The sequence below is a fragment of the Agromyces cerinus subsp. cerinus genome (genome assembly GCF_900142065.1).
In the GTDB taxonomy this organism is placed as follows: Bacteria; Actinomycetota; Actinomycetes; order Actinomycetales; family Microbacteriaceae; genus Agromyces; species Agromyces cerinus.
Map to the genome: position 1 here is coordinate 790,515 of NZ_FSRJ01000001.1, position 18,363 is coordinate 808,877.

Annotated in this window: 12 protein-coding genes and 1 tRNA gene; 11 read left to right on the forward strand and 2 right to left on the reverse strand. The window is 69.0% G+C overall.

All coding sequences use genetic code 11. The annotated features are described in order from the left end of the window. Nucleotides 1–32: 32 nt before the first annotated feature. The 5 genes from lgt to BUR99_RS03590 all read left to right on the forward strand — a co-directional run bounded on the left by lgt (nucleotide 33) and on the right by BUR99_RS03590 (nucleotide 9,244). Nucleotides 33–1,043, forward strand: a complete 1,011-nt coding sequence (lgt, locus tag BUR99_RS03570) for a prolipoprotein diacylglyceryl transferase (protein ID WP_394327827.1) — start codon at nucleotides 33–35, stop codon at nucleotides 1,041–1,043. Between the two features lie 96 nt (nucleotides 1,044–1,139). Continuing rightward, a complete protein-coding gene (gene gltB / locus BUR99_RS03575; protein ID WP_074258946.1) occupies nucleotides 1,140–5,732 on the forward strand; it encodes a glutamate synthase large subunit in 4,593 nt (1,530 codons plus the stop codon). Then, nucleotides 5,725–7,182 (forward strand): glutamate synthase subunit beta, encoded by a 1,458-nt coding sequence (locus tag BUR99_RS03580; protein ID WP_074258947.1) that lies wholly within the window; start codon nucleotides 5,725–5,727, stop codon nucleotides 7,180–7,182. Before gltB ends, BUR99_RS03580 begins: the two co-directional genes overlap by 8 nt. A 72-nt stretch (nucleotides 7,183–7,254) precedes the next feature. Further along, entirely contained in the window at nucleotides 7,255–8,670 is a 1,416-nt protein-coding gene (gene pyk, locus BUR99_RS03585) for a pyruvate kinase (protein WP_074258948.1), read from the forward strand. Between the two features lie 127 nt (nucleotides 8,671–8,797). Continuing rightward, a complete protein-coding gene (locus BUR99_RS03590; protein ID WP_074258949.1) occupies nucleotides 8,798–9,244 on the forward strand; it encodes an SRPBCC family protein in 447 nt (148 codons plus the stop codon). 22 nt (nucleotides 9,245–9,266) lie between these two features. Here the strand turns inward: BUR99_RS03590 and BUR99_RS03595 are convergent. Next, nucleotides 9,267–9,349: transfer RNA gene (locus BUR99_RS03595), tRNA-Leu, on the reverse strand. A gap of 36 nt (nucleotides 9,350–9,385) precedes the next feature. On the opposite strand from BUR99_RS03595, the gene BUR99_RS03600 reads away from it, so the two are divergent. Beyond that, on the forward strand, nucleotides 9,386–9,991 hold the full coding sequence (locus tag BUR99_RS03600; RefSeq protein ID WP_074258950.1) for an ANTAR domain-containing response regulator: 606 nt from the start codon (nucleotides 9,386–9,388) through the stop codon (nucleotides 9,989–9,991). A gap of 71 nt (nucleotides 9,992–10,062) precedes the next feature. On the opposite strand, the gene BUR99_RS03605 is transcribed toward BUR99_RS03600, so the two are convergent. Next, nucleotides 10,063–10,482 carry a hotdog fold thioesterase gene (locus BUR99_RS03605; protein WP_074258951.1) on the reverse strand — a complete coding sequence of 140 codons (420 nt, stop codon included), beginning with the start codon at nucleotides 10,480–10,482 and terminating at the stop codon, nucleotides 10,063–10,065. A 57-nt stretch (nucleotides 10,483–10,539) separates the two neighbouring features. On the opposite strand from BUR99_RS03605, the gene polA reads away from it, so the two are divergent. From polA to rpsA, 5 genes are all read left to right on the forward strand, one after another. Further along, a complete protein-coding gene (gene polA / locus BUR99_RS03610) occupies nucleotides 10,540–13,248 on the forward strand; it encodes a DNA polymerase I (RefSeq protein ID WP_074258952.1) in 2,709 nt (902 codons plus the stop codon). An 81-nt stretch (nucleotides 13,249–13,329) separates the two neighbouring features. After that, a complete protein-coding gene (locus BUR99_RS03615) occupies nucleotides 13,330–14,994 on the forward strand; it encodes a DUF885 domain-containing protein (protein ID WP_074258953.1) in 1,665 nt (554 codons plus the stop codon). Nucleotides 14,995–15,002: 8 nt separating this feature from the next. Next, the gene (locus BUR99_RS03620) at nucleotides 15,003–15,665 is read left to right on the forward strand and encodes a DUF4166 domain-containing protein (protein WP_234980719.1); all 663 of its coding nucleotides are present in this window, start codon (nucleotides 15,003–15,005) and stop codon (nucleotides 15,663–15,665) included. After that, on the forward strand, nucleotides 15,662–16,660 hold the full coding sequence (locus tag BUR99_RS03625) for an epimerase (RefSeq protein ID WP_074258954.1): 999 nt from the start codon (nucleotides 15,662–15,664) through the stop codon (nucleotides 16,658–16,660). Before BUR99_RS03620 ends, BUR99_RS03625 begins: the two co-directional genes overlap by 4 nt. 145 nt (nucleotides 16,661–16,805) lie before the next feature. Further along, entirely contained in the window at nucleotides 16,806–18,257 is a 1,452-nt protein-coding gene (gene rpsA / locus BUR99_RS03630) for a 30S ribosomal protein S1 (protein WP_074258955.1), read from the forward strand. Nucleotides 18,258–18,363: the final 106 nt, after the last annotated feature.

Below are 18,363 nucleotides of genomic sequence, written 5' to 3' on the forward strand. Positions count from 1 at the left end.
GCCGAAGCAACTGAGGAAAGGCAGCAGCCGGCGTGATCGCACCGTTCAGCATTCCGAGCCCAGACCCCGCTTGGCGCGCCCTCGAGATTCCGGTCCCGTGGGGCACGCTGACGATCCAGACGTACGCGCTCTGCATCCTCGTCGGCATCATCCTCGCCGTCATCATCACCTCGCGCCGCCTCACCAAGCGCGGCGCCGAGCCCGGCATCGTGCTCGACATCGCCCTGTGGGCGGTGCCGCTCGGCATCATCGGCGCCCGGTTCTACCACGTCTTCACGCACCCCGACGACTACTTCTACGCCGGTGCGAACGTCTGGAATCCATTCGCCCCCGGGGCCATCTGGAACATCTGGGAGGGCGGCAACGCGATCTACGGCGCCCTGATCGGCGGTGCGATCGGTGCGATCATCGGCTGCCGGTTCACCGGCATCCGCTTCTGGTCGTTCGCCGACGCGCTCGCGCCCGGCCTGCTGGTCGCGCAGGCCATCGGCCGACTGGGCAACTGGTTCAACCACGAGCTCTTCGGTTCGCCCACCGACCTGCCCTGGGGCCTCGAGATCTCCTCCGACAACCTGGCGTTCCCGGCAGGCCTCGCCGACGGCACGCTGTTCCACCCGACGTTCCTCTACGAGCTCGTCTGGAACCTCCTTGGCGCCGCCGCCATCGTCCTGCTCGAGCGCCGGTTCAACCTGCGCTGGGGCAAGGCCTTCGGCGTGTACCTCATCTGGTACGGCGCGGGCCGCGCGTTCTTCGAGTCGATCCGCCTCGATCCGAGTGAGATGTTCTTCGGCATCCGCGTGAACGTCTGGGCGTCGCTCGCAGCCGTCGTGCTCGGCATCGTGCTGATCATCGTGCAGCGTCGTCGTCACACCGGCGACGAGCCGAGCCCGTACGTGCCGGGGCGTGAATGGACTGCGCCGAATGCTGAGGTAGACTCCGAAGACATCGAGTCCGACTCCGACTCTCTCGACGATGACGTCGAGGGTGAGAGCAAGACGGGCGTGACGGCGGCCACAAGCCCAAGCCGATCCACCTCAGCGTAAAACGCCCCGCAGAACGTTCTCCGAAGCGACGCCGCACCACGCGTCGAGACATCTCCCTTGATGGGCCGACGACGTCCCCCGCTGCACACTTAGTTGATGAGGACGGTTCACGTGTCGCTCACCCCACCCTTCTCGAGGTTCGGTACCGTTCCGGCTGCCCAGGGCATGTACGACCCTGCCGCCGAGAAAGATGCCTGCGGCCTCGCGATGGTCGCCACCCTCCGTGGCACCGCCGGACACGACATCATCACCGCGGCGCTCGATGCACTGCGCAACCTCGAGCACCGCGGCGCAGTCGGCTCCGACGCCGGCACCGGCGACGGTGCTGGCATCGTCACGCAGGTGCCCGACGCGTTCCTCCGGGCGGTGACCTCGTTCGGGCTTCCCGCGGCCGGGGCCTACGCGGTCGGCAACGCGTTCCTCCCCGTCGACCCCACCGCACGCAGTCGGGTCAAGCAGGCATTCGTCGGGCTCGCGGCATCCGAAGGACTCTCGGTCATCGGATGGCGCGAAGTGCCCGTGCGCCCCGATGAACTCGGTTCGCTCGCACGGGCGGCCATGCCGGTCGTGCAGCAGCTCTTCGTGCAGGCGGTCGCCACGTCGTCGACCGGTGCGACCGTCTCGGGCATCGACCTCGACCGGCTGACCTTCCGGTTGCGCAAGCGCGCCGAGCGCGAGCTCGAGCTCTACTTCGCCTCCCTCTCGAGCCGCACGCTCGTCTACAAGGGCATGGTCACGACGCTGCAGCTCGAGCCGTTCTACCCCGACCTCTCCGACGAGCGGTTCGCGTCGAAGCTCGCGCTCGTGCACTCGCGGTACTCCACCAACACCTTCCCGTCGTGGCCGCTCGCCCAGCCGTTCCGCATGATCGCGCACAACGGCGAGATCAACACGATCCAGGGCAACCGCAACTGGATGCGAGCGCGCCAGTCGCAGCTCGAGTCCGAGGTCCTCGGCGACCTCGCGCCGCTCCGGCCGATCGTCACCCCCGGCGCCAGCGACTCCGCCTCGTTCGACGAGGTCGTCGAGCTGCTCACGCTCGCGGGCCGCAGCCTGCCGCACGCCGTCATGATGATGGTGCCCGAGGCCTGGGAGAACCAGACCGAGATCGCACCCGAGCGCCGCGCGTTCTACGAGTACCACTCGATGCTGATGGAGCCGTGGGACGGCCCGGCCGCGATCGTCTTCACCGACGGCACGCTCGTCGGCGCGACCCTCGACCGCAACGGCCTGCGCCCCGGCCGCTACGTCGTCACCGACGACGGACTGGTCGTGCTCGCGAGCGAGATCGGCGTGCTCGACATCGAGCAGAGCCGCATCGTGCGCAAGGGCCGGCTGCAGCCCGGCCGCATGTTCCTCGTCGACACCGAGGCAGGGCGCCTCATCGAAGACGACGAGATCAAGGCCGACCTGGCGGCCGCAGAGCCGTGGGGCGACTGGCTCGAGCAGGGTCGCATCCAGCTCGCCGAGCTGCCGGAGCGCGAGCACATCGTGCACCCGCCGGCATCCGTGAACCGCCGTCAGCGCACCTTCGGCTACACCGAGGAAGAGGTGAAGATCCTGCTCGCGCCGATGGCGCGCACCGGGCAGGAGCCGCTCGGCGCCATGGGCTCCGACACGCCGATCGCGGTGCTCTCGAAGCGTCCGCGCCTGCTCTTCGACTACTTCACGCAGCAGTTCGCGCAGGTCACGAACCCGCCGCTCGACTCGATCCGCGAGGCGGTCGTCACCTCGCTCGGCACGTCGCTCGGCCCCGAACGCAACCTCCTCGACGCCGGACCCGAGCACGCGCGACAGGTCGCCCTCACCTTCCCGGTGATCGACAACGACGAGCTCGCGAAGATCGTGCACATCGACCCGGCACCGGGCGCACGCACCACGGTCACGATCCGCGGCATCTACCGCTTCGACGAGGGCCCCGACGCGCTGCGCAACCGCCTCGCCGCGATCTGCGGCGAAGTCGACCAGGCCATCGACGACGGCGCGGCGTTCATCGTGCTGAGCGACCGCGACTCCAACAAGGACCTGGCCCCGATCCCGTCGCTGCTCATGCTCTCGGCGGTGCACCACCACCTCATCCGCTCCGAGAACCGCATGAAGGTCGGACTCGTCGTCGAGGCCGGCGACGTGCGCGAGGTGCATCACGTCGCCCTGCTCGTGGGCTACGGGGCATCCGCTGTGAACCCCTATCTCGCCATGGAGAGCTGCGAAGACCTCGTGCGCTCGGGTGTCATCACGGGCGTCACGCCCGAAGACGCGGTGCACAACGTCATCAAGGCGCTCGGCAAGGGCGTGTTGAAGATCATGTCGAAGATGGGCATCTCCACCATCTCGTCGTACGCGGGGGCCCAGGCATTCGAGGCGATCGGGCTCGACCAGGGCTTCATCGACGAGTTCTTCACCGGCACGACCTCGAAGCTCGGCGGCGTCGGCATCGACGCGATCGCCTCGGAGAACCTCGACAGGCACACGCAGGCGTACCCGCAGGATGTCGCGGTGCGCGCGCACGAGCGCCTCGCGACCGGTGGCGAGTACCAGTGGCGCCGCGACGGCTCGCCGCACCTCTTCAACCCCGAGACGGTCTTCCGCCTGCAGCACTCCACGAGGAACCGTCGCTACGACGTGTTCCGCGAGTACACCTCGCTCGTGGACTCGCAGGCCGAAGACCTGATGACCCTGCGCGGCATGTTCGCCCTCCGCACCGGCACTCGTCCCGCCGTGCCGATCGACGAGGTCGAGTCCGTCGAGTCGATCGTCAAGCGCTTCTCGACCGGGGCGATGAGCTACGGCTCGATCTCCAAGGAGGCGCACGAGTCGCTCGCGATCGCGATGAACCGGCTCGGCGCGAAGTCGAACACCGGTGAGGGCGGCGAAGACCTCGACCGCCTGCTCGACCCCGAGCGTCGCAGCGCGATCAAGCAGGTCGCCTCGGGTCGCTTCGGCGTCACGAGCATGTACCTGACGCACGCCGACGACATCCAGATCAAGCTCGCCCAGGGTGCCAAGCCCGGTGAGGGCGGCCAGTTGCCGCCGACGAAGGTGTACCCGTGGGTCGCCCGCACGCGGCACGCGACGGCGGGCGTCGGCCTCATCTCGCCGCCGCCGCACCACGACATCTACTCGATCGAAGACCTCAAGCAGCTCATCTTCGACCTGAAGCGCGCGAACCCGAAGGCGCGCGTGCACGTGAAGCTCGTGAGCCAGTCGGGCATCGGCGCGGTCGCCGCCGGAACGGCCAAGGCCCTGGCCGACGTCATCCTCGTCTCGGGGCACGACGGCGGCACCGGCGCGAGCCCGCTCAACTCCTTGAAGCACGCGGGCACGCCGTGGGAGCTCGGCCTCGCCGAGACCCAGCAGACCCTCATGCTGAACGGCATGCGCGACCGCGTGGTCGTGCAGGTCGACGGACAGCTGAAGACCGGTCGCGACGTCGTGATCGGCGCGCTGCTCGGCGCGGAGGAGTTCGGCTTCGCCACGGCGCCGCTCGTCGTGCAGGGCTGCGTCATGATGCGGGTCTGCCACCTCGACACCTGCCCGGTGGGCGTCGCCACCCAGAACCCCGAGCTGCGCAAGCGGTTCACGGGAAAGCCCGAGTTCGTCGTGAACTTCTTCGAGTTCATCGCGCAGGAGGTGCGCGAGTACCTCGCAGAACTCGGCTACCGCTCGATCGACGAGATCATCGGCCGTCGCGAACTGCTCGACGTCGACCGAGCGCTCGACCACTGGAAGGCCTCCGGGCTCGACCTCACGCCCGTGCTCGTCGGTCCCGACTTCTCCGAGTCCGAGGCGCGGCGCAACATGCGCGGCCAGGACCACGAGCTCGAGGAGCACTTCGACAACGAGCTCATCCGGCGGAGCCGCCTGGTGCTCGAGCAGGGCGGCAACATCGAGATCGCGCTGCCGATCCGCAACACCGAACGCGCCGTCGGCACCATGCTCGGCCATGAGGTGACCGTGCGGCGCGGCGAGCACGGGCTGCCGAGCGGCTCGATCGACATCACGCTCACCGGCTCGGCGGGCCAGTCCCTCGGCGCGTTCCTGCCCGCGGGCATCACGCTCCGCCTCGAGGGCGACTCGAACGACTACGTCGGCAAGGGGCTCTCGGGCGGACAGATCGTGGTCCGTCCGTCGCGCGACAGCGGGTTCGTCGCGGAGCGCAACGTGATCGCCGGCAACGTCATCGGCTACGGGGCGACGCAGGGCAGCATGTTCATCCGCGGCATCGTCGGCGAACGCTTCCTGGTGCGCAACTCCGGTGCCACCGCCGTGGTCGAGGGCGTGGGCGACCACGCGCTCGAGTACATGACCGGCGGTCTCGCGCTCATCCTCGGCGAGACCGGCCGGAACCTGGGCGCGGGCATGTCGGGCGGCACCGCCTACGTGCTCGGCCTCCGCGAAGAACGCGTGAACCGCGAATCGCTGACGACCGGCGAGCTCGAACTCCACCCGCTCGGCAGCGCCGATCGGGTGATCGTGCGCGACCTGCTCGAACAGCACGTCGCGAACACCGACTCCGCGGTCGCCGCATCGCTCCTCGCCGCCGGCGACGATGCGTTCGACCGCTTCACCAAGGTGCTGCCGCGCGACTACGCCGCAGTGCTCCGAACCCGCCAGAGCGCGGTCGACGAGGGGCTCGACCCCGACGGCGACGTGGTCTGGACCAGAATTCTCGAGGTGACGAATGGCTGACCCCAAGGGCTTTCTGAAGGTCACCGAACGCGAGCTGCCCAAGCGGCGGCCCGTGCCGGTGCGCATCATGGACTTCAAAGAGGTCTACGAGCAGGGCGACCCCGCTCAGCTCCGCCGTCAGGCCGGGCGTTGCATGGACTGCGGCATCCCGTTCTGCCACCAGGGCTGCCCGCTCGGCAACCTGATCCCCGAGTGGAACGACCTCATGTATCGCGGTGAGGGGCGCGCGGCCGCCGAGCGCCTGCACGCCACGAACAACTTCCCCGAGTTCACGGGGCGGCTCTGCCCGGCACCGTGCGAGTCGGCGTGCGTGCTCGGCATCAACCAGCCCGCGGTGACGATCAAGCAGGTCGAGGTCTCGATCATCGACGAGGCGTTCGGCAACGGCTGGGTCCAGCCGCAGCCGCCGGGGCGCCTCACGGGCAAGACGGTCGCGGTCGTCGGCTCCGGCCCCGCTGGCCTCGCCGCCGCCCAGCAGCTGACGCGGGCCGGTCACACCGTCGCCGTGTTCGAGCGCGACGACCGCATCGGCGGGCTCCTGCGCTACGGCATCCCCGACTTCAAGATGGAGAAGAAGCATCTCGAGCTGCGGCTCGCGCAGATGACGGCCGAAGGCACCCGGTTCCGCGCCGGCGTGAACATCGGCGTCGACATCACCTGGGCGCAGCTCCGCGAGCGCTACGACGCCGTCGTGGTCGCCACGGGTGCGATCGTTCCCCGCGACCTGCCGATCCCCGGGCGCGACCTCCCGGGAGTGCACTTCGCCATGGAGTACCTCGTGCAGTCGAACCGGCACCTCGCCGGCGATCAGGTCATCGACCAGATCACCGCCGAGGGCAAGCACGTCGTCGTGCTCGGCGGCGGCGACACCGGCGCAGACTGCATCGGCACCGCGCACCGCCAGGGCGCGCTGTCGGTCACCAACCTCGCGATCGGCAAGGAGCCGAGTGCCAACCGCCCCGAGCACCAGCCGTGGCCCGTGCACCCGACCCTGTTCGAGGTGCAGAGCGCGCATGAAGAGGGCGGCAACCGCCAGTTCCTCGCCTCCACGGTCGAATTCCTCGCGAACGACGCCGGAGAGGTGCGCGCCATCCGCGTCGCCGAGACCGAGTACCTCGACGGCCGCCGCGTGCCGAAGGCCGGCACCGAGCGGGAGATCCCCGCCGACCTGGTGCTCCTCGCGCTCGGATTCACCGGGCCGGAGACCGCGGCGCTCGACGAGCAGCTCGCGCTGCCCGTCACCGACCGCGGCAACCTCGCCCGCGAGGCCGACTACGCGACCGCACAGCCGGGCGTGTTCGTCGCCGGCGATGCCGGCCGCGGGCAGTCGCTCATCGTGTGGGCGATCGCAGAAGGGCGAGCTGCGGCATCCGCCGTCGACCGCTACCTTGAAGGCGAGACCCTGCTGCCGTCGCCGATCGCCTCGACGGCGCACGCCTTCTCCATCTGACCATGGCGCGCCGCACGGCGCGTTTCGACCAAACACCCGGCGCTGACGCGCGAAACATGGGAGCACAAGATAATGAGACGAGCGAAGATCGTCGCCACCCTCGGGCCGGCGACATCGAGCTATGAGCAGATCCGGGCGATCATCGATGCGGGCGTCGACGTCGCGCGGATGAACCTCAGCCACGGCAGCTACGACGTGCACGAGGGCGTCTACCAGAACGTTCGGAAGGCTGCGAACGACAGTGGCAAGGCGATCGCCGTGCTGGTCGACCTGCAGGGCCCGAAGATCCGCCTCGGCAAGTTCGCCGACGGACCGCACGAGCTCGCCGAGGGTGACATCTTCAAGATCACGACCGAAGACGTGGTCGGCACGAAGGAGATCGTCGGCACCACGTTCAAGGGGCTTCCCCAAGACGTCAAGCCCGGCGACTTCCTTCTGATCGACGACGGCAAGGTCCGCGTCGAGGTCATCGAGACCGATGGCGTCGTCGTCACGACCCGCGTCGTCGTCGCCGGCCCGGTGTCGAACAACAAGGGCATTAACCTGCCCGGAGTCGCGGTCAACGTGCCCGCGCTCTCCGAGAAGGACGAGGCCGACCTCCGCTGGGGCCTCGAGCTCGGCGCCGACCTGATCGCCCTCTCCTTCGTGCGCAACGCTTCCGACGTCACGCGCGTGCACGAGATCATGGACGAGGTGGGCCGTCGCGTCCCCGTCGTCGCGAAGATCGAGAAGCCGCAGGCCGTCGACGCCCTCGAGGAGATCACCGAGGCGTTCGACGCCATCATGGTCGCCCGCGGCGACCTCGGCGTCGAGCTGCCGCTCGAGGCCGTGCCGATCGTGCAGAAGCGCGCGGTCGAGATCGCCCGCCGTCTCGCGAAGCCTGTCATCGTGGCCACGCAGATGCTCGAGTCGATGATCCACAGCCCGGTGCCGACGCGCGCCGAGACCTCCGACGTGGCGAACGCCGTGCTCGACGGAGCCGACGCCGTCATGCTCTCGGGCGAGACGAGCGTGGGGGAGTACCCCGTCATCACGGTGCAGACCATGGCGCGCATCGTCGAGTCGACCGAGCTGCACGGACTCGACCGCATCGCACCGCTCGGCACGAAGCCGCGCACCCAGTCGGGCGCGATCACGGCCGCCGCGGTCGAGGTCGCCGACTTCGTCGAGGCCAAGTACCTCTGCGTCTTCACCGAGTCGGGCGAGACCGTGCGCCGCATGACTCGCCTGCGTTCGAAGATCCCCATCCTGGCGTTCACGCCCGACCCGGCGATCCGACGTCGCCTCGCGCTGAACTGGGGTGTCGAGTCGTTCGTCGTCTCTCGCGTGACCCACACCGACCAGATGGTCGGCCAGGTCGACGAGGCACTCGCGAAGACCGGCAAGGCCGTCAACGGTGAGAAGGTCGTCATCATCTCGGGTTCCCCTCCCGGAATCCCCGGCACCACCAACGACGTGCGCGTGCACGTCGTCGGTGAGGTGCTCTAAGCAGTTCACGAGAGGAGCCGGTCCGAGAGGGCCGGCTCCTTTCGCATCGCCGGTGGCGAACGGCGGATGTCCCGGCACGGACAGGAGCGCGTGATCGCCCTCCGGCTCGAGATGACACACTCGGATCATGGTCGAGTTCGAGTGCCGTACCCAACTGCCGGTGCCGGTGTCGCGTGCGTTCGACCTGTCCCGGAGCATCGACCTGCATGTCGCGTCGATGGCGGATTCGCAGGAGCGCGCGATCGCCGGCGTCACGAGCGGCCTCATCGGCGCCGGCGACGAAGTGACGTGGCGGGCGTGGCACTTCGGGGTGCCGATCCGCATGACGAGCCGGATCACCGAGTTCGATCCGCCGTCGTCGTTCGTCGACGAGCAGGTTCGCGGACCGTTCCGCTCATTCCGTCACGAACACGAGTTCGCGGCGGACCCGGTGGGTGGCACGATCATGACCGATCGGGTGCGGTTCGTCGCGCCCCTCGGGCCGCTCGGCCGGATCGCGGAGGTCGTGCTCGGCCCGTACCTGCGGCGGCTCATCGAACATCGGAACGCGCACATCGCGGCATCCGCTCACTGAACGGTCGCCGCTCGTCGAGCGGTGCCGGTGGTGGGGGTCGAACCCACACGCCCTTTCGGGCAAAGCATTTTGAGTGCTCCGCGTCTGCCATTCCGCCACACCGGCCAAAGGCCTCGCTCAGAATACCGTAGGCTTTCCTCCGTGACAGACACCGAATCAACTCAGTCGGCACCGCGCCGCGTGGTCGTGGCGGAAGATGAGTCGCTCATCCGCCTCGACATCGTCGAGATCCTGCGCGACAACGGCTTCGAGGTCGTCGGCGAGGCCGGTGACGGCGAGACCGCAGTGGCACTCGCCACCGAGCTGCGGCCCGATCTCGTCATCATGGACGTCAAGATGCCCCAGCTCGACGGCATCTCCGCCGCAGAGCGGCTCTCGAAGGGGCACATCGCCCCGGTCGTGCTCCTCACGGCGTTCAGCCACAAGGAGCTCGTGGAGCGCGCCAGCGAGGCCGGCGCCCTTGCCTACGTGGTGAAGCCGTTCACGCCCAACGACCTCCTGCCCGCGATCGAGATCGCCCTGGCCCGCTACGCGCAGATCATCGCGCTCGAGGCCGAGGTCGGCGACCTCGTCGAGCGCTTCGAGACCCGCAAGCTCGTCGATCGGGCCAAGGGCCTGCTCAACGAGAAGATGGGACTCTCGGAGCCTGAGGCGTTCCGTTGGATCCAGAAGGCCTCGATGGACCGCCGCCTCACGATGAAGGACGTCTCGCAGGCCATCATCGAGCAGCTCGCGGCCAAGAAGTAACACCGAAGATCTCCACACAGCGGATGCCGCGGGACACCAGTCGCCGCGGCATCCGCTGTTCTCGTTCCGCCTCAGGCCGCGGGGCGGTCCTTGATGAGGTTCGTGATGCGGATCGTGGAGCATCGACGGCCCTGATCGTCGGTGACGGCGATCTCGTGCGTCGTGAGGGTGCGGCCGAGGTGGATCGGCGTGCAGACCCCGGTGACCCATCCGCTCGTCGCCGAGCGCGTGTGGGTCGCGTTGATCTCGATGCCGACGGCGAGCCGGCCGGCGCCCGCCCAGAGGTTCGCGGCCATGGAGCCGAGCGATTCGCCCAGCACCACGTAGGCGCCCCCGTGCAGCAGCATCGCCGGCTGGGTGTTGCCTTCGACCGGCATTCTCGCGACCGATCGATCGACCGAGAACTCGAGGAACTCGATGCCCATCTTCTCGGCAAGGGCGCCGGTTCCGCGGGTGTGGAGGGAGTCGATCGGATCGCTCGTCTGGGTCATGCTCGCCTTCGAGATGGGCCGTCGGGCAGTGTCGTCGGCCGCTTGTAGTCTTGGGGGGTGTCGGACGCAGAAAAGCCTACCCTCCTCGTCGTCGACGGCCACTCGTTGGCCTTCCGGGCCTTCTACGCCCTCCCAGTCGACAGCTTCACCACCCGCGACGGTCAGCACACGAACGCCATCCACGGCTTCCTGTCGATGCTGCTCCTGCTGCTGCAGAACGAGAAGCCGACGCACATCGCCGTCGCCTTCGACATCTCGCGCGCATCGTTCCGCACGCGCGAGTACCCCGAGTACAAGGGCACCCGAGGTGAGACCCCGGTCGAGTTCAAGGGGCAGGTGCCGCTGCTGCAGGACGCGCTGAAGGCGATGGGCGTTCGCACCCTCGAGAAAGAGGACTACGAGGCCGACGACATCCTCGCGACGCTCGCCGCGCGCGGGCGTGCCGAGGGCTACCGGGTGCTCCTCGTCTCGGGCGACCGCGACACCATCCAGCTCGTCAACGACGACGTCACGCTGCTCTACCCGAACACCCAGGGCGTCTCGCAGCTGAAGCGCTACGACACCGATGCGGTCGTCGAGCGCTACGGCATCCGGCCCGAGCAGTACCCCGACGTCGCCGCGCTCGTGGGCGAGTCGAGCGACAACCTCATCGGCATCACGAAGGTCGGCGAGAAGACGGCCGTCAAGTGGCTCGGCCTCTACGGCTCGCTCGACGGCATCCTCGAGCACGCCGAAGAGATCAAGGGCGTCGTCGGGCAGAACCTGCGCGACGAGAAAGAGAACGCGATCCGCAACCGGCGCCTCAACCGGCTCGTCACCGACGTCGAGCTCGACGTCGCTCTCGACGAGCTCGAGGCGAAGCCGATCGACATCGACGCCGTGCAGCCGCTCTTCGAACGGCTCGAGTTCCGCACGCTGTTCGAACGCATGAAGAAGATCGTGGCCGGCAACGGCAACGGCAACGGCAACGGCAAGCGCGCGGCTGCGGCACCCGCAGCGCCCGCGACCCCGGCAGCGGATGCCCCTGCGGCCCCTGCAGCGCCCACCCCGCGCCGTCTGCTCGACGAGGAGCTGGCCGCCTGGATCGAGCGCGCCGTCGTCGCGGAGCCCGCGGGCCTCGGCCTCAGCATCGAGGTGCTCGACGGCGCCGTCATCGGCGCCGGCATCGCGACGGCCGCCGAGTCCGTGCACCTGCCATGGCAGCAGGGGCGCAGCGACTACGCGCCGTTCGAGGCGTGGCTCGCGAGCGATGCGCCGAAGATCATGACCGACGCGAAGCCCCAGTTGAAGGCGCTCATGCGCTCGGGCCTCGCCTTCGACGGGCTCGTCGTCGACACCCTCGTCGCCGGATGGCTCGTACGGCCGATCCTCGCAGAGAAGACGCTCGCCGACCTCGTCGACCGCTACCTCGGCGAGACCGTGCCGCAGGCCGACCCCGCCCAGCTCGTGCCCGAAGAGGGCACCGACGCCGGTGCTCCCGAGTACGCCTGGTACTCGCTGCGCGTTGCTCCCGTCGTGCTCCGGGCCCTGCCCGAGAGCTCCCGGCAGCTGCTCGCCGATGTCGAGATGCCGCTCGTGCCGGTGCTCGCGGCGATGGAGGTGCGCGGCGTCACCGTCGATCACGACGAGCTCACCTCGCTCTCCGCCGAACTCGGCGCACGCGCGGCGGGCCTCGCCGAGGCCGCGTTCGCCGAGATCGGCCGCGAGGTCAACCTGGGTTCGCCGAAGCAGCTGCAGGAGGTGCTCTTCGACCAGCTGGGCATGCCGAAGACGCGGGCGACGAAGACCGGCTACACGACCGACGCGAGTGCGCTGGCCGACCTGCAGGAGTCGAACCCGCACCCGTTCCTCGGCTACCTGCTCGAGCACCGCGACGCCACGAAGCTGCGGCAGATCGTCGAGTCGCTCGACAAGTCGATCGCCGCCGACGGGCGCATCCACACGAGCTACGGCCAGATCGGCGCCGCGACCGGCCGTATGTCGTCGAACGACCCGAACCTGCAGAACATCCCGATCCGCACCGAAGACGGCCGGCGAATCCGCAAGGCGTTCCGCCACGGCCCCGAGTACACCGAGCTGCTCACCGCCGACTACTCGCAGATCGAGATGCGCATTATGGCGCACCTCTCGGGCGACCCCGGGCTCATCGAGGCGTTCAACGCCGGCGAAGACCTGCACCGCTTCGTCGGCGCACGGGTGTTCGGGGTCGACCCCGCCGACGTCACCCCGGTGATGCGCACCAAGGTGAAGGCGATGTCGTACGGCCTCGCCTACGGTCTCAGCGCGTTCGGCCTGTCGAAGCAGCTCCGCATCGACCGCGCAGAGGCGACGCAGCTCATGAAGGAGTACTTCGAGCGCTTCGGCGCCGTGCGCGACTACCTGCGCATGGTCGTCGAGCAGGCGAAGATCGACGGCTACACCGAGACGATCTTCGGCCGGCGCCGCCCGTTCCCCGACCTGAACAGCCCGAACCGGGTGCTTCGCGAGAACGCCGAGCGCGCCGCACTGAACTCGCCGATCCAGGGTTCGGCGGCCGACATCATCAAGATCGCGATGTCCCGCGTCGAGAACGACCTCGTGGCGCAGGGCATGGCGAGTCGCATGCTGCTCACCGTGCACGACGAGCTCATCTTCGAGGTGGCGGCGGGGGAGTCCGAGACGCTCGAGGCGCTCGTGCGCGACCGCATGGCGAATGCCGCTGAGCTGCTCGTGCCGCTCGACGTGCAGATCGGGCGCGGGGCCAATTGGGAGGACGCGGCGCACTGATCGGCGCGCCGGGCGAGGCATCCATCCACAACGTCGAGCCGCTGGCCTCGAACGGGTGCGGTCCGTCATAGGCTCGGGTTCATGACTTCGAGTGAGCGCACCCCGACCGACGTCGATCGCATCGCAGAGGAGTGGGTCGACACCGTCGTCGAATTGAACCCCGCACTCGGCACGTACATCGGACGGAAGGACGCCGACTCGCGGTTCGGCGACTACTCGCCCGAGGGCCTCGAGCGAGCGGTCGAGGCCGAGCGCCGCACGGTCGCCGCGCTCGACGCGGCGACGGCGGTCGACGAGATCGACGCCATCACCATCGCCGACCTGCGCAGCGAGCTCGCCCTGTCGATCGAGGCGCACGAGGCGGGGCTGCCGCTCCGCGACCTCAACGTGATCGCGAGCCCCGCCCAGGAGATCCGCGAAGCCTTCGACCTGATGTCGACGGACAGCGTCGACGACTGGGCCACGATCTCGACCCGTCTCCATGCGCTGCCGGCTGCGGTCGACGGCTACATCGAGACGCTCCGCCTCGGCATCGAGCGCGGCGTCGTGCCCGCGAGGCGCCAGGTGCGCGAGGTGGCCGCACAGGCGCACAAGCTCGAGCGCAACGACGGGTTCTTCGCCGAACTCGTGCAGGGTGCCGAGGCGGACCTGCCCGGCAGCCTCCGCACGGATCTCGCCGGCGGCGCTGCGCAGGCAGGCGCCGCGTACGCCCGACTCGCGGCGTTCCTCGAGCACGAACTGCTCGCGGTCGCCGGGGAGCAAGACGGAGTCGGCCGTGAGATCTACGCCCTGCAGTCACGCCGGTTCCTCGGGGCGGCGATCGACCTCGACGAGACCTACGAGTGGGGCATCGAGGAGCTCGCCCGCATGGTCGCCGAGCAGGAGTCGATCGCGAACGAGATCCTGCCCGGGGCATCCGTTCACGAGGCGATCGCCTTCCTCGACAACGACCCGTCGCGCAAGCTCCACGGCACCGAGGCGCTGCAGCGCTGGATGCAGGAGACGAGCGATCGCGCCGTCAACGAACTCGCCGGCACGCAGTTCGACATCCCCGCCGAGATCCGCACGCTCGAGTGCATGATCGCGCCGACGCAGGAGGGCGGCATTTACTACACCGGTCCGAGCGACGACTTCACGCGCCCGGGTCGCATGTGGTGGTCGGTGCCCGAGGGCGTCACCGAGTTCGACACCTGGCGCGAGCTCACGACCGTGTACCACGAGGGCGTTCCGGGTCACCACCTGCAGATCGGCCAGGCCGTCGTGAACCGCGGGCAGCTGAACACCTGGCGGCGGCAGCTCGCCGGCACCTCCGGTCACGCGGAGGGCTGGGCGCTCTACGCCGAGCGGCTCATGCAGGGCCTCGGCTACCTCGACGACCCTGCCGATCGACTCGGCATGCTCGACGGCCAGCGCATGCGCGCCGCTCGCGTCGTGCTCGACATCGGCGTGCACCTCGGCAAGCAGCGGCCCGACGGCCAGGGCGTCTGGACCGGCGAGTACGCCTTCGAGTTCCTCGGCCAGAACGTCAACATGAACGAGGGCTTCGTGCGCTTCGAGGTCAACCGGTACCTCGGCTGGCCGGGCCAGGCGCCGTCGTACAAGGTCGGCCAGCGCATCTGGGAGCAGCTGCGCGACGAGGTCGCCCGCCGCGAGGGCGCGTCGTTCGACATCCGCGACTTCCACCGCAACGCGCTCGCGCTCGGCGGCGTCGGACTCGACACCCTGCGTTCCGCGCTGCTCGGCTGATCGCGCCGGTGTCGACGCAGCAGGGCGCATTGTCTGCCCCGTCGACGGATGCCGCGCCGACGCTCTCGCCGTACGCGCAGGCGCTCGGCGGGGCCGTCGCCGAGCTCCATCCGGGGTTGCAGCGTTACTTCTCGGAGGTGCCCGACGGCGCGGTCGGGCGCGGACGCGGCACGTTCGAGGTCGTCGGCACCCCGCGCCGCTGGCTCTGGCCGCTGCTCGCGGTGCTGGCCCGGTGGGGCGTACTGTTCCCCGCGCACGAGGTCGATGTGCCGTTCGCGGTGGAGAACCGGCGGTCGGCGACGGGCGTGCTCCATGCCGTGCGCCGGTTCGAATTCCGTTCCGGTCCGCGCGAGATGACCGACGCGGTGCATTTCCGAAACGGTCGCGTGGTCGATGTGCTCGGCGTCGGCGGGCGGTTGCGCGTGGCATTCGATGCGACCGTGCGACAGGGGGCGCTCGCGCTCAGCTCGACGTCGGTCGGGCTTCGAGCCGGCCGGGTGCGGCTGCGGATCCCAGCTGCCGTGGCGCCGCGAGCGCGGGTGGTGGAGCGGTTCGACGAGGCGACCGGCCGGCAGCGCGTACGGTTCACGCTCGATGCTCCGCTGCTCGGGCGGATCTACGAGTACGAGGGTTCCTTCGTCTACGAGATCGAACAGGAGACGCCGGCATGACGCGCGTGGTCATCGCCGGGGCATCCGGCTTCATCGGCGGGTACCTCGTCGCGCGGTACCGCGCTGCCGGCCTCGAGGTGCGCACGATCGGTCGCGGCGCGTCGGCGGACGCCTCGTGGCACGACCCGGCGGCCATCGCCCGCGTCGTCGACGGATGCGACGTGCTCGTGAACCTCGCGGGCAGGAGCGTGAACTGCCGGTACACCCCGGGCAACCGCGCCGAGATCATTCGGTCGCGGGTCGAGACGACCGCAGCCCTGCGTGCGGCCGTCGAGTCCGCCGCCGTGCCGCCGCGGGTGTGGTTCAACTCCTCGACGGCGACGATCTACCGCCATGCCGAAGACCGCCCGATGACCGAGCGCGACGGCGAGCTCGGGAGCGGCTTCTCGGTCGACGTCGCGAAGGCCTGGGAGTCGGAGTTCTTCGAAGGTGCGTTGCCCTCGACGCGGCGGATCGCGCTCCGGATCGCGATCGTGCTCGGCGACGGCAGCGTGATGCGGCCGCTCGCCCGGCTCGCCCGATTCGGCCTCGGCGGCCCGCAGCTCGACGGGCGATGGCCGGCGACCCGCGCGCGCAGGGCCGCGGGCACGCACCACGAGTTCCGGGCGCGCGGCGGGCGGCAGCGATTCAGCTGGGTGCACATCGACGACGTCGCCGGCATCATCGACTTCCTCGTGGCGAGGCCTGATCTCGATGGCGTCGTCAACGTCAGCGCCCCGAACCCCAGTGACAACCGCACGCTGATGCGCATCGTCCGTCGACTCCTCGGCATGCCGTTCGGTGTCCCGGCGTGGCGGTGGATGCTCGAGCCCGGATCCGCCGTGATCCGCACCGAGACCGAGCTGGTGCTGAAGAGCCGCTGGGTCGTTCCCGAGCGCCTCCTCGACGCAGGATACGAGTTCGCGTATCCCGACCTCGAGCCGGCGCTCCGCAGCATCCTGAAGCCCGGATCCGTGCGTGCCGAGCCCGTCGGGGCGCCGATCACGGGGGAGTGACCCGGCCGTTTGCCAATGGGGGAGCGGTTCCGTTAGGATTGAGCGTCACTCGTGTGACATCCCTGTCCGCATGCCCATCGCGGAACCAACATATCGCTCTCCCACGCGATGGGCTCGATTTTGTCCTTTACGGAGCATTCACTACATGACAACCGCAACGACCAAGGCGCCCAAGCAGGTCGCGATCAACGACATCGGATCTGCTGACGATTTCCTCGCCGCGGTCGAGAAGACTTTGAAGTTCTTCAACGACGGCGACCTCATCGAGGGTACCGTCGTGAAGATCGACCGCGACGAGGTTCTCCTCGACGTCGGTTACAAGACCGAGGGTGTCATCCCCTCGCGTGAGCTTTCGATCAAGCACGATGTCGACCCCAGCGAGGTCGTCGGCGTCGGCGACACCGTCGAGGCCCTCGTCCTCCAGAAGGAAGACAAAGAAGGCCGACTCATCCTGTCGAAGAAGCGCGCTCAGTACGAGCGTGCATGGGGCGACGTGGAGAAGATCAAGGAAGCCGATGGCGTCGTGACCGGTTCGGTCATCGAGGTCGTCAAGGGCGGCCTGATCGTCGACATCGGCCTCCGTGGCTTCCTCCCGGCGTCGCTCATCGAGCTCCGCCGCGTGCGCGACCTCACGCCGTACCTCGGCCAGGAGATCGAGGCGAAGATCCTCGAGCTCGACAAGAACCGCAACAACGTCGTGCTCTCGCGCCGCGCGCTCCTCGAGCAGACGCAGTCCGAGTCGCGCTCGACGTTCCTCGCGAACCTCCACCCGGGACAGATCCGCAAGGGTGTCATCTCGTCGATCGTCAACTTCGGTGCGTTCGTCGACCTGGGCGGCGTCGACGGTCTCGTCCACGTCTCCGAGCTCTCGTGGAAGCACATCGAGCACGCCTCCGAGGTTGTCGAGGTCGGTCAGGAAGTCACCGTCGAGGTGCTCTCCGTCGAGCTCGACCGCGAGCGCGTCTCGCTGTCGCTCAAGGCGACGCAGGAGGACCCGTGGCAGGTCTTCGCCCGTACCCACGCGATCGGTCAGGTCGCTCCGGGTAAGGTCACGAAGCTCGTTCCGTTCGGCGCGTTCGTTCGCGTCGCAGACGGCATCGAGGGCCTCGTCCACATCTCCGAGCTGTCGGGCAAGCACGTCGAGCTCGCAGAGCAGGTCGTGTCGGTCGGCGAAGAGGTCTTCGTCAAGGTCATCGACATCGACCTCGAGCGTCGCCGCATCTCGCTCTCGCTGAAGCAGGCGAACGAGGGCGTCGACCCCGAGGGCACCGAGTTCGACCCGGCGCTCTACGGCATGCTCACCGAGTACGACGAGCAGGGCAACTACAAGTACCCCGAGGGCTTCGACCCCGAGACCAACGAGTGGCGCGAGGGCTTCGAGGCCCAGCGCGAGAAGTGGGAGCAGGACTACGCTGCAGCCCAGGCTCGCTGGGAGGCTCACAAGAAGCAGGTCGCCGCGGCGAACGCTGCTGCTGTGGCCGACGACTCGTTCGCTTCGGCTGGTGCTTCGTACTCGAGCGACTCGGCCGGCGCGGGCACCCTCGCCGACGACGCGTCGCTCGCGGCGCTGCGCGAGAAGCTCTCGAGCAACAACTAGTCACGAACCGCGACACGTCGCGGTCCGCGATACGGAAGGCCGGTCCCCTCGGGGGCCGGCCTTTCCGGCGTTCCAGGGGGAGGTCGACAGTTCGAGCAGCTTCGCC

Excerpts from the sequence above, each read along its gene's own strand:
- gltB (WP_074258946.1), top strand. The coding sequence starts at position 1,140 with ATGAGGACGGTTCACGTGTCGCTCACCCCACCCTTCTCGAGGTTCGGT.
- BUR99_RS03625 (WP_074258954.1), top strand. The coding sequence starts at position 15,662 with ATGACGCGCGTGGTCATCGCCGGGGCATCCGGCTTCATCGGCGGGTAC.
- BUR99_RS03605 (WP_074258951.1), bottom strand. The coding sequence starts at position 10,482 with ATGACCCAGACGAGCGATCCGATCGACTCCCTCCACACCCGCGGAACC.
- rpsA (WP_074258955.1), top strand. The coding sequence starts at position 16,806 with ATGACAACCGCAACGACCAAGGCGCCCAAGCAGGTCGCGATCAACGAC.
- BUR99_RS03580 (WP_074258947.1), top strand. The coding sequence starts at position 5,725 with ATGGCTGACCCCAAGGGCTTTCTGAAGGTCACCGAACGCGAGCTGCCC.
- BUR99_RS03590 (WP_074258949.1), top strand. The coding sequence starts at position 8,798 with ATGGTCGAGTTCGAGTGCCGTACCCAACTGCCGGTGCCGGTGTCGCGT.
- BUR99_RS03615 (WP_074258953.1), top strand. The coding sequence starts at position 13,330 with ATGACTTCGAGTGAGCGCACCCCGACCGACGTCGATCGCATCGCAGAG.
- pyk (WP_074258948.1), top strand. The coding sequence starts at position 7,255 with ATGAGACGAGCGAAGATCGTCGCCACCCTCGGGCCGGCGACATCGAGC.